This window comes from Providencia alcalifaciens DSM 30120 (assembly GCF_000173415.1).
In the GTDB taxonomy this organism is placed as follows: domain Bacteria; phylum Pseudomonadota; class Gammaproteobacteria; order Enterobacterales; family Enterobacteriaceae; genus Providencia; species Providencia alcalifaciens.
The window spans coordinates 30,010-41,628 of sequence record NZ_ABXW01000018.1; the positions used below are offsets into that span (position 1 = coordinate 30,010).

8 protein-coding genes and 4 tRNA genes are annotated in these 11,619 nt (G+C 43.5%); 5 read left to right on the forward strand and 7 right to left on the reverse strand.

Annotated features, from left to right (window positions below; translation table 11 throughout):
• Positions 1-74 precede the first annotated feature (74 nt).
• Positions 75-2,660, reverse strand: a complete 2,586-nt coding sequence (locus tag PROVALCAL_RS05720; RefSeq protein ID WP_006662363.1) for a class I adenylate cyclase — start codon at positions 2,658-2,660, stop codon at positions 75-77.
• Between the two features lie 616 nt (positions 2,661-3,276).
• Here PROVALCAL_RS05720 and hemC point away from each other — a divergent pair.
• The 5 genes from hemC (at position 3,277) to PROVALCAL_RS05745 (ending at position 7,879) form a co-directional block, all read left to right on the forward strand.
• Positions 3,277-4,221 (forward strand): hydroxymethylbilane synthase, encoded by a 945-nt coding sequence (gene hemC, locus PROVALCAL_RS05725; protein ID WP_006658193.1) that lies wholly within the window; start codon positions 3,277-3,279, stop codon positions 4,219-4,221.
• Positions 4,218-4,973, forward strand: a complete 756-nt coding sequence (locus PROVALCAL_RS05730) for a uroporphyrinogen-III synthase (protein WP_006658194.1) — start codon at positions 4,218-4,220, stop codon at positions 4,971-4,973. Before hemC ends, PROVALCAL_RS05730 begins: the two co-directional genes overlap by 4 nt.
• 3 nt (positions 4,974-4,976) lie before the next feature.
• On the forward strand, positions 4,977-6,242 hold the full coding sequence (gene hemX / locus PROVALCAL_RS05735; protein WP_006658195.1) for a uroporphyrinogen-III C-methyltransferase: 1,266 nt from the start codon (positions 4,977-4,979) through the stop codon (positions 6,240-6,242).
• 2 nt (positions 6,243-6,244) lie between these two features.
• A complete protein-coding gene (gene hemY / locus PROVALCAL_RS05740; protein ID WP_006658196.1) occupies positions 6,245-7,438 on the forward strand; it encodes a protoheme IX biogenesis protein HemY in 1,194 nt (397 codons plus the stop codon).
• Between the two features lie 210 nt (positions 7,439-7,648).
• A complete protein-coding gene (locus tag PROVALCAL_RS05745) occupies positions 7,649-7,879 on the forward strand; it encodes a DUF4014 domain-containing protein (protein ID WP_006658197.1) in 231 nt (76 codons plus the stop codon).
• A gap of 760 nt (positions 7,880-8,639) precedes the next feature.
• Here the strand turns inward: PROVALCAL_RS05745 and PROVALCAL_RS05750 are convergent.
• From PROVALCAL_RS05750 to wecG, 6 genes are all read right to left on the reverse strand, one after another.
• A tRNA-Pro gene (locus tag PROVALCAL_RS05750) sits at positions 8,640-8,716 on the reverse strand.
• A gap of 43 nt (positions 8,717-8,759) precedes the next feature.
• Positions 8,760-8,845 (reverse strand) — tRNA-Leu (locus PROVALCAL_RS05755).
• A 16-nt stretch (positions 8,846-8,861) separates the two neighbouring features.
• A tRNA-His gene (locus PROVALCAL_RS05760) sits at positions 8,862-8,937 on the reverse strand.
• A 79-nt stretch (positions 8,938-9,016) separates the two neighbouring features.
• Positions 9,017-9,093: transfer RNA gene (locus tag PROVALCAL_RS05765), tRNA-Arg, on the reverse strand.
• A 164-nt stretch (positions 9,094-9,257) separates the two neighbouring features.
• Positions 9,258-10,637 carry a bifunctional threonine/serine APC transporter ThrP gene (thrP, locus tag PROVALCAL_RS05770; RefSeq protein ID WP_006658198.1) on the reverse strand — a complete coding sequence of 460 codons (1,380 nt, stop codon included), beginning with the start codon at positions 10,635-10,637 and terminating at the stop codon, positions 9,258-9,260.
• Positions 10,638-10,872: 235 nt separating this feature from the next.
• A complete protein-coding gene (gene wecG / locus PROVALCAL_RS05775; protein WP_006658199.1) occupies positions 10,873-11,610 on the reverse strand; it encodes a lipopolysaccharide N-acetylmannosaminouronosyltransferase in 738 nt (245 codons plus the stop codon).
• Positions 11,611-11,619: the final 9 nt, after the last annotated feature.

An 11,619-nucleotide genomic window follows, 5' to 3' on the forward strand; every position in this document is an offset into this window, starting at 1 on the left:
TCATTCTAAAACCACAGGCAGAGGCAATAATATACTCTGTCTGTCGTTTATCACGATTAAAACCAATAATCATATTACGCGTGCTGTTTAGATAGGCTTAGCGGCTCAGGCGAGCTTAATGGTGGTGCAGAGGGGTAATCATCATTATCTTCTTCGTCTGCAGTAAATGGCCAAGTCGCATCAGAAAAGACCATGACTTGCTTTTTGCCTGCCTCTTCTACAATTTGATAAAACTGAGGTAAATTGAAATTAATAAAGTTCGCACCGTAAGTAAAACGGTCATGGGAAGATGAGTAAAATTTACTCACATCACGCACCAATTCTTCTTTTGAACCTTCGCAGTGAGAATAGATTTCCACGCGATTGGCTTCATCCAACACGTAAATATTAAAGCCAGTGTTGTCGTCAGTATTTTCAAAGAAAAACTGCACAATACCTTCACTTGCGTAGCCATCAACAACCGCAGGAAGATGATTATCCCCCTTCGCTTGTAATTTTACTGGCCAACCATGCAATTTGTTATGGGAGATAGCGCCATAGAACTCAACCGCATTTTCAAGCTTTTGCACAGAAACGTTTAAACGTTCAAAGAACAGACCCCATGTTTGCCCAGCGATACGCAGAGCCTTAAAGCGCCCTGGCTCATTATGGTTACTGGATAAACGCAGCTCAATACACTCTGATACCAACTGTTGGACACGAGTACGAATAAGACCGCGTAAATGTTCGCTATAACAAAATACTTCAACTGCCTCTGGCGGCGCCGCGTCTTGGTGCATTTTGCCAAGGATGGTTTTCAGCGCTTCTAACATACACTGCTCACCACTGAAATGCAGAGTACGAACCTCATTCCATGAATTACGGTACAGCAGGTCAATGCTGCTAATCAGGCATTTTTGTGATTCACCAAAGCTGAAAATATCTAGCTTTCTAAAATCCACATGCACCACTTGCTCAGAGTAAACCTGAGTCGGGTCTTTCTCCAAGTTAACAATAATGGCTAAGTGGCGGATTTCACATGGACTATACAATGCTTTAGGGGTTGGAGCTGGCAATCTTATTGGGAAATGGCTCGATACATCATGCATTAATTCCAATAACTTACGCTCATCGCATTGGGACTTGCCATGATGCATATGGACTTGCGTATTTTCAGTCAGTAACCCATTAAAATAGGCCCACGCCACTAACTTATTCAAATAGCGGTTATATTCTAAAGGTTGATGACCAATAATGGTGTCAATTTGCGGTGCTTGGTTATACAGGTACCAACCACTGCGATTTGCACGACCTTCAGGGACATAAATAAACGTCAGATGCTCTTCACTGAGGTCTGGCGAAATCTGAGGGTTAACCAGAGTCACTTTCCCTGGTAGCGCTTCAAAGGCCGCATATAACTTACGGGTTAATACCCCAATATCTTGTGGGCTAGCACTAACACTTAAATTATTACGGCGCGCAAACCGAATTAAATTACGGTAACTTTGCATCATCGTATCGAGCAGCTCATTATGAGCTTCACGTACTCGCTCAATTTTCCATTGGTTACGCGTATCCAATAATGCCAAACGCTCTGAACTCCATCCCCACGATTCCACTAACTGAGACAACACATCACGACGCCAACCTGAACACGAATTACCTTCATCTTCAGACAGTTTTTCACAGACTTTGAGATAGAAACAGCGGCGAATTAAATCTAAACGTGTTGAGTCGTTAATTTCAGTCAAATAACGAGTAACACGTTCCAACATCAAACAGTATGAATCCAACCCGTAACAGACAATTTCACCTGCATGTAAATGACGTTTGAATTCTAACGCTAATAATTTACCGTGTGGATAATCCCAAGAATAGGATTCCAGTAAAATGCTTTTTAATACCGCTTTATAAGGAGAATCGACACTTTTATACAGCTGCCACAGGCTCGCGCCAAAGTATTCCGCAGCTGAAAGTTCACCAAGGCCCCCTAAATCTAGCCATTCGTTTGGTGTCAAAACGCCTTGCGCATAGAGTCCCATGACATATTCGTCATAGTGTTGCTCTTCCTCAACAGGGACCATCGTCCACAATAAGCGTTTTCCGGCCATTCTTACCGCAGTACGGTAAAATTCATCCAGCAGTAAAATATGTTGAGTAGAACCGCAATCTTCACCACCGATATGTCCACTCGCATTATGGCGAAAACGGTTTTCATCAATTAAAAAAATCGTGACATCAATCCCCAGAGAAGCTGCCCACTGTTCGATTAATGTGCATTTTTTCTGTAGGAATCGTTTCTCTTCGTTATCTAACCAAGAAGGATGACAGACCCAAACGTCAATATCTGAACAGTGACTTTGGCCCACTGAAGACGTACTTCCCATCGAGTAAATGCCCGTAATTGGCAATTCACCATTCGCTTGGTTTTTGGTGGGTAAAAAACGTTCTAAAGGTTGTAACCATTTGAGTTGTTCTGCATCGGGAGAAAAGAAACAGACACCATGAGGGACGTTGCCTTCAATATAACCCGGCATCATTGGATGATGATAATGAAACAAAACCGGCAACAAGTTGTAAACCTTCGAAAAGGTTTCACTCATAGAAGCCGTCGCGCGTTCCAACCGCAGTTGGTTTATCGCATCAAGTCTTTGCTTTAAAGTTTCAATATAGAGGTACAAAGGTTACGCCTGACTGAATGAATGTAATGACAAACCTGGGGGAATTTTCCCAGCACCCAACAGATAGAGAAAAACTTAAATTACTTTTCAAAGGGATTGTCGGAAACGTGATCAATTTAACACCTTGGAGCAAAAGGGTAAAGTAGATCACAGAATTTTTCCCGTCTATTTTTAGTACAAATTATTTTTCAACATATTGTATAAAAAGACTTTTTATTTTTGTATCACGGAAATATCCCTTGTTTTTCAATGGAATAATATCAGTGCCGTCGATTGTCTAACAAAAAGGCAGCCATAATCTAAATCCAGCTTAGTGCTGTCCGGCTCTACGCTTACTCGCTTCAACAAAAATCGCTTAATCCGCTCTCCATTTTATTTTAAAAAAAGCACGAATAGCTAAAGAATTTTGTTATATAGATCCTTTTTTTACCCGTTTTTCTTCACTCTCTGCCCCAAAAAGATGTAAAAAAGCGAACGTAAGATTATTCACTCTCTCTGCACACTCACTGAATATCGTTCATTCTGCGACCAACTGGAAAAATGGCCGCTAACATGTTAAAACTAACGCCAATTGTATGGTTAATCTGCGGCAATATTCGCCTGAGAAAACAGTGAAATGACATCAACAAATATCGTACGCATCGCGACGCGTAAAAGCCCTCTCGCTCTATGGCAAGCTTATTTCGTCAAAGCGAAACTCGAGCAACTCCACTCAGGTTTACAGGTAGAGTTAGTTCCAATGGTCACCAAAGGGGACATCATTTTAGATACCCCATTAGCAAAAGTGGGTGGAAAAGGATTATTCGTCAAAGAGTTAGAGTTGGCTTTACTCGAAGGGCGTGCAGATATTGCCGTTCACTCCATGAAAGACGTCCCCGTTGAATTTCCTGAAGGGTTAGGTTTAGTCACCATTTGTGAGCGAGAAGACCCACGGGATGCATTTGTTTCAAACCATTATGCCAATATTGATGCGCTTCCTGCGGGTAGCATCGTCGGGACATCCAGCTTACGTCGCCAATGCCAATTAAGAGAATTACGCCCGGATCTCGTTATCCGAGACTTACGCGGCAACGTGGGTACCCGCCTATCCAAGCTTGATAATGGCGAATATGATGCCATTATCCTTGCAGTCGCTGGTTTAAAACGCTTAGAGCTCGATGAACGTATCAAAACCGCGTTGGAACCAGAACAATCTCTACCTGCGGTAGGACAAGGCGCGGTAGGCATTGAGTGCCGTTTAAATGATCAACGTACTCGCGATTTATTGGCAAAATTGAACCATGATGCAACATCGATTTGCGTTCTCGCGGAACGTGCAATGAATATGCGCCTCGAAGGGGGTTGCCAAGTCCCTATTGGCAGTTACGCCATCTGGCAAGGCGATAAAATCTGGTTACGTGCCCTTGTGGGAGCGCCAGATGGTAGCCAAGTCATCCGTGGTGAGCGTTTAATCGCACCTGTGGATGCAATCCAAGCAGGTATTTCTCTCGCGGAAGAGCTGCTTAATAAAGGCGCGCGCGAAATTCTAGCTGAAGTCTATAAAGGAAATGCACCAGCATGAAGGTCCTTGTTACTCGCCCTGAGCCATCAAGCTCAGCGTTGATAACAGCCATTAATGCAATAGGGGCACAAGCTTATGCTGCCCCCCTAATTACGATTGAAGCTGGCGCGGAACTGAATACGTTAATCCCACGCTTAGATGGATTATCGAAAAACGACCTCGTCTTTCTTTTGTCCAAAAATGCCGTCTGGTATGCAAATTTAGTGCTGCAACAAGCAGGACGAGACTGGTCAGATAAGTTATCCTATTATGGTATAGGACAATCGACAGGACACTATTTTCAACGGTTAACTGGACAGACTATCCATTGGGCTGAAGCGGGTGAAACCAGCGAAGTGTTACTCACTCACCCTGACCTACAAAATTTAACCGGAAAATGTGCCATACTCCTGCGAGGAAATGGTGGGCGTGAGCTTCTTGCCTCAACATTGCGCGCACGAGGTGCCAATGTTGATTACTGCGAATGTTACGCAAGACGCCCTGTACCGTATGATAAAACTGAGTTTAACCAAACTTGGTTTAACGCTGATATCACTGACATCGTCATCACCAGTGGAGAAATGTTAACGTTGCTTAATGATTTGCTCTCTGAAGAGATGAAACAATGGTGGTATTCCCGCCGACTACTGGTTGTCAGCGAACGAATTGCAGAAAAAGCCCACCAAAGTGGGTGGCGTCGAGTCTGCGTAGCAACTAGCGCAGAGAATAACGCTTTACTTGAAGCATTAATTTCAACCGATATGGGATGCTAATTTATGACGGAACAAGACAAAATTACCGATACTGTTAATGATGAAGTGGTCACCGAGAAGCAAAAATCTCGCCAGCCTGCACCTTCATCCAAGCAGAAACGCTCTGGTCTTGCAGTCAGTGCGATTGCTATCGCAATCCTCGTCGTCATGGGCGGCGGGATGTACTACTTTACTCAACAAAGCAATGCGCAATTAGTTCATGATAACAATCAACTGAAACAGCAAGTTAGTGAGCTAGTTGAGCAACAAAATGCCGATAGACAACGTGTTGATGCGCTCATTGCCACCAATACCGAACTGAAAAACCATGCTCGTGATTACGAAGATCAACTCAATCGTCGCATGCAAGAATTACAAGCCCATGTCACCGCACTTTCCAGCTCTGATGTAAAAAACTGGCTGATCGCACAAGCTGATTTTATGGTGAAAATGGCAGGTCGAAAATTATGGAATGACCATGACCCTGTTACAGCGGCGGTCCTCTTAAAAAGTGCGGATACCAGTCTGGCGGAAATGAATGATCCGAGCCTACTCGATATCCGTAAAGCCATCGCTAATGATATGAATCGTTTAGCCGCTATCAATCAAATTGATTATGACGGTATTATTTTGCGCCTGAATCAGTTAAGTAATGACGTTGATAACTTACGTCTTGCTGATTTAAATAATGGTGATGCGCCAGAAGAAACTGGAACAGATGTCAGTGAGGACATCGCTGACTGGAAAGATAACCTCGCGCGCAGCTGGAAAAGCTTCACGAGTGATTTCATCACCGTTCGTGCTCGTGATGGCTCTGAAGCCCCACTATTAGCGCCGAATCAAGATATCTATCTACGCGAGAATATCCGTTCCCAACTGCTTATTGCGGCACAAGCAGTACCTCGTTATCAAGAAGAGACCTATAAACAGTCCCTTGAGCAAGCCTCAACATGGGTGCGGGCGTATTTTGACGTGGATGCTCCAGCAACTAAGGCATTTTTGACTGAGCTGGATGATTTAATCAATCAACCTATCGACGCAGATATGCCAGAAGCCTTAGAAAGCCAAGCTAAGCTGGAAAAAGTGATGCAAACGCGAGTACGTAATTTGTTATCTCAAAATCCAGAACCAACTGGTGTTTCCGAAGATGCCGCGCTTGAGGCGGTAAAAGAATCTGGCAAAGCCGCCCAAGAGGCAACGGCTCCTGCGGATACGCAAACCAACAAACCGGACGTTGCCGTCGAAGCTCCTGTAACGGGTGCGGCAAACGCCCCTGAGCATAAGGGGTGATCATGATTAAAGTCTTTGTTCTGTTTATCGTTTTGATTGCTGGCATTATTTTGGGTCCCCTGCTCGCTGGGCACCAAGGTTATGTGTTTATTCGTACCGATAGCTACGATATTACGACCAGCGTCACTAGCCTTGTGTTGTGCTTTATCTTGCTGCAATTTGTATTGTTATTCTTAGGCTGGTGTTACCGCCGTTTTATGAGTACCACCTCACGGACAAAGGGTTGGTTTACGGGTCACAAATACCACAAAGCCCATACCCAAACCCAGAAAGCCTTGCTCAAATTAGCGGAAGGGGATTTAGAACAAGTTGAGAAGTTGATGAGTAAACATGCTGATTTCTCGCAGCAACCCGTCATTAACTACTTGATGGCAGCAGAAGCAGCGCAACAACGTGGTGATAGCTACCGTACTCATCAATATTTAGACAGAGCCGCCGAAGCCGCAGGAAAAGACCAACTCCCTGTCAATATTAGCCGCGTTCGAATTCAGCTAGCAGAAGGTGAAATTCATGCTGCGCGTAATGGAATCGATAAATTACTCGACCAAGCACCACGCCACCCTGAAATTTTACGCCTAGCAGAACAAGCTTACCTAGGTACTGGCGCATACCAAGCATTAATCGAGCTGCTGCCAATCATGGCGAAAGTTCAATTACATAGCGAAGATGAGCTTGAAGCCCTAAAACTCAAAGCTTACAAAGGGCTAATGAACCAGTGCATGGCTGAAGGTGGAAGTGATGGGCTAAAAACGTGGTGGAAAAACCAGCCTCGTAAAGTCCGCCATGAAGTCCCTCTACAATCATTCCTCGCTGAACATTTAATCGAGTGTGGGGATGCCCGTAGCGCAGAGAAAATGATTATTGAGGGATTAAAACAGCAATATGATGAGCGTTTACTCCTCCTGATCCCAAAATTACACAGTGATCAGCCAGAAGCTATTGAGAAAACGTTACTAAGCCTTGTAAAACAGTCTGGCGCAACGCCATTACTAAATAGTACATTGGGCATCCTTGCACTACAGCATGCCCAATGGGAAAAAGCAGAAACCTACTTTAAAGCTGCATTAGCACAGCGTTTCGATGCCTATGATGCAGCTTGGTTAGCGGACGCTTATGATAAGCTACATAAACCGCATGAAGCGGCGAAGATTCGCCAAGAAGCGCTAACGCACTCTCTGAAACAAGAGCGAACATAGTCTTAAATTTCTACGCATACCTATTTAAAAACGCCTCCTAATCCGAGGCGTTTTTTTGTGATTAAAATCGAGTCATCTTTAAAAGATAATCGTTCTAGGCGTCATTTTTAGGCAATCGAGGTAAACCGCATATTGCTATGTTATAAAAGAGACACATAGTGTATAAATGGTCGTATACATTTTCGTTTTGAATGGTTTTAGGATAAAGATATGAATGTAGTGAAAACTCTCTGGCGTTGGATTGTAGCGAGTCAAAATCGTTTACAGATCTTTTTTGACCTGCTACTTCTGATTTTATCTCCATTTATTTTTATTTCGATCATTGGATTCAATACCGCCGATCTGAATAAAGATATCTTTATTATTACCTTTATTATTATTGCCTACACATATGTAACTCGCTGGATCAGCAAGTGGTTAAGCAAAGAGAAAAAAGCGTAAGTACGATAATGACTTTTCTTTCCTAATGCTAATCAGGTTAGGAAAGAAAATAAAAACGCAGATTAATACCAAAAAAAACACCTGCCGAAGCAGGTGTAAATACAATCAGGTCTACAGACGGATGGTGCCTCACTCAACGTTTCGCCCGTTCGCTGATGGTAAGAGGATTAGCTCTTGATCATCTAAATTGGACAATAGGCACCGATAATCGGCTTTGCGTCATCCCTGGGTTTATGAAGCTAGGCTGTCATAATAAGTGGGATGAGCATCTACATAATAGATAATGCAGAATACGTGCCAACTTTTCTCACTCCTGCATTCTTTCTTTTCACTTCCCGTATCTGTGCTATTTTAAACGAGATTTTTATCTCTTACTCTTTGTGATTCTTTCATACTCATTTCATACCAAATCATCTTCTGTTCGATTCAGCTATTTTGTCTCAATTTAGAGACAGCTTATCATCACTATCACTTTCTCTATATAAATCAAACAGTAAAATGTCTCTTTTTGACGACATGAAAATAGGGGTTTGTATCAGATCTGAGACAACCTTTTTTATCCCTTAAAAACATAGCATTACAAATATCATTAGATACGAATCATTATTATTCGATGACCCTCAACGAATCCCCGAAATAAAGATAATGAAATACTCAATGAAAAAGAAAAAAGGAGGGAGTGAACAAGAAATTGGAATGAGGATTTTTACGAGTGACAGAAAAGCAAAAACCCCACTCGATTGAGCGGGGTTCTTTAAATTGGTCGGCGAGAGAGGATTCGAACCTCCGACCCACTGGTCCCAAACCAGTTGCGCTACCAAGCTGCGCTACTCGCCGAAATTTAACTGCTTAAGGCAGTAACTCGACATCATTTTTTTCGTGGTGCGAAAGGGGGGACTTGAACCCCCACGTCCATAGGACACTAACACCTGAAGCTAGCGCGTCTACCAATTCCGCCACCCTCGCAATATCACAAAAAAAATGGGGTGGCTAATGGGACTCGAACCCACGACAACTGGAATCACAATCCAGGGCTCTACCAACTGAGCTATAGCCACCATAACTTCACTTATTTCAAAGCGTTGTTATACTACTACATACAACCTTGTTTTGCCACCGTAGCTTGTCACCTTTTGATGGTGCGCCCGACAGGATTCGAACCTGAGACCTCTGCCTCCGGAGGGCAGCGCTCTATCCAGCTGAGCTACGGGCGCTTAACGCCGTTGCGGGAGAGGATAGTACGGATTTATCCCCCTGCTGTCTAGTCCTTTTTTCAATAAAATTATCGATTGCTTGCCTTTTATCCATTTCGTCGAGAAAGAGAGCATTTTTTCCCTCTTCCTCGCTTATTTTGATGTTTTTTACTCACAAAATATTTTTACGATGGGCTTTTTTCATTGCGCCTAAAGCAACGGATCACAAAATATAACCCAGAAACGGTCAATAAAAAGATAGCGCCGACAATCAGTGACAACCGAGTCTCAGGATTAATTGCCATTCCGACCAGAACGCAGGCTAAAAATAATAACGTCGCATAGTTCACCCATGGAAATAGAATCGATTTAAACGTATGCCCAGCCATATGTTGCTGGTTCTGCTTACGAAAACGTAGCTGGCTGGTTAAGATAACTAACCAAGGCACCATTCCGGGTAAGACACTGGCGCTATACACATACACGAAGACTTGTTCTGGGTTTGGAATGATGTAATTCAAACTTGAACCTGCCACTAAGCATAAGATAGTAAAACCTACACAGCGCGCTGGAACGCCATTTTTCGTCAGTTTTAATAGTGAGCTAGGTAACTGTTTATTTTGCGCCAGTGCATACAGCATGCGCCCGCCGCTATACATTCCGCTATTACAACCAGATAATGCTGCCGTCAGAACAACAAAGTTAATCACCGCAGCCGCAGAAATAATACCCACTTTAGCGAAAGTCATGACAAACGGGCTACCTTGTTGCCCAACTTCTGTCCACGGGAATAAGGTCACAACAATAAAAATTGCCCCGACATAGAAAATTAAAATTCGCCACAAAATATTATTGATGGCTTTTTTCAACGTTACTTGTGGATTTTTTGCTTCGCCCGCGGTGATCCCAACTAACTCAACACCTTGGTAAGACGCCACCACAATACACAGCGCAAACAGGAAACCTTTCCAGCCCCCCGCAAAGAAACCGCCATGCTCTGTTAAGTTGGCAAGCCCAATCGGCTCAAAGTTATTGCCAATCCCAAAGAAAATCAGCCCCAAACCAATCAAAATCATCACGACAATCGTGGTGACTTTGATCATCGCAAACCAAAACTCTAATTCACCATATAATCTCACTGCCGCGAGGTTTGCCAGTGCCACTAAGGCAACCGCAATCATCGCAAATATCCATTGGGGGACGTCAGGGAACCAATATTTAGCATACTCCCCTATGGCTGTAATTTCTGAAATGCCAACAGCCACCCACATAAACCAGTAGCCCCAAGCCGTTAAGCACCCCCAGAATGGGCTTAAATACTTATAACCAAATGACGCAAATGACCCCGTGACGGGCTCAAGAAATAACATTTCTCCCATGGAACGCATGATGAAAAAGACAAACAATCCCGCAATGATATAGGCTAATAACACTGACGGACCGGCCCACTTCAACGTACTCGCTGAGCCCATAAATAGCCCAACCCCAATTGTTCCGCCCAAAGCAATCAGCTCAATATGACGGGCTTCTAGCCCTCGCTGAAGACCTTGCTGTGGCTTATCCATAATTTCCCCTGTCGATAATAATCATTCGATATTCGCAGCTTTAATTGCAATAAACTTTTTAGTAATCGCGGCTTGTTATCGAAAATAAGATAAAAAATACAATCCCCCAAGATACCGTGAGATCCCTTAGGTTGCATCTATTTTTGAAAAATTGTAGGTATATTTGAAGACAGAATAAAGCATCATTGATATAAATAAACCCGCATTGCGCGGGTTTATTCAGTTAAAAAGAGGCTTAAAGCTTACCACCGTAATAGTAGCCTAAAAACTTCAACAACTTAAACTGTCGTTTGATTCGAGTTGGCTGCGAAAGCAAGCGATACAGCCATTCTAATCCTAAGTTTTGCCAGACTTTTGGTGCACGCTTAACGTGTCCAGTGAACACATCATAAGTGCCACCAACACCCATATACAGTGCATCTGGATGGACTACACGGCAATCACGCATAAATATTTCTTGCTTAGGAGAGCCCATCGCTACCGTGACAATTTTTGCGCCACTCGCATGAATACGTTCAAAGAGCGCATTGCGATCTTCCGCTGTGAAGTAACCATCTTGAGAACCGGCAATATTCACATTCCATTGCGCACGTAACTTCGCTTTAGTTTGTTCAAGAATTTCAGGCTTTCCCCCCACCAAAAACACTGGCGTGCCTTCTTTTCCTGCGCGTTCCATCAAGCCTTCCCATAAGTCAGCCCCTGCCACGCGGGAAACGTCTGCTTTGGGATATTTACGGCGAATCGCACGCACAATGCTAATCCCATCAGCATAAAGATATTCTGCCTGCCCCAACAAAGTATTCAGTGCAGTATCTTGCTCAGCAATCATCACTTTTTCTGCGTTGATAGCGACAAGTGTGCCGGTTTTAGTCTTACCGTCAGCAAATAGATAGTCCAAGAAATGGGACATATTTTTAAAGCCCCAAATGTTATGACCTCTGATGCTATATTGAGGAATTGACGACTGTTCCATGATGCTCCT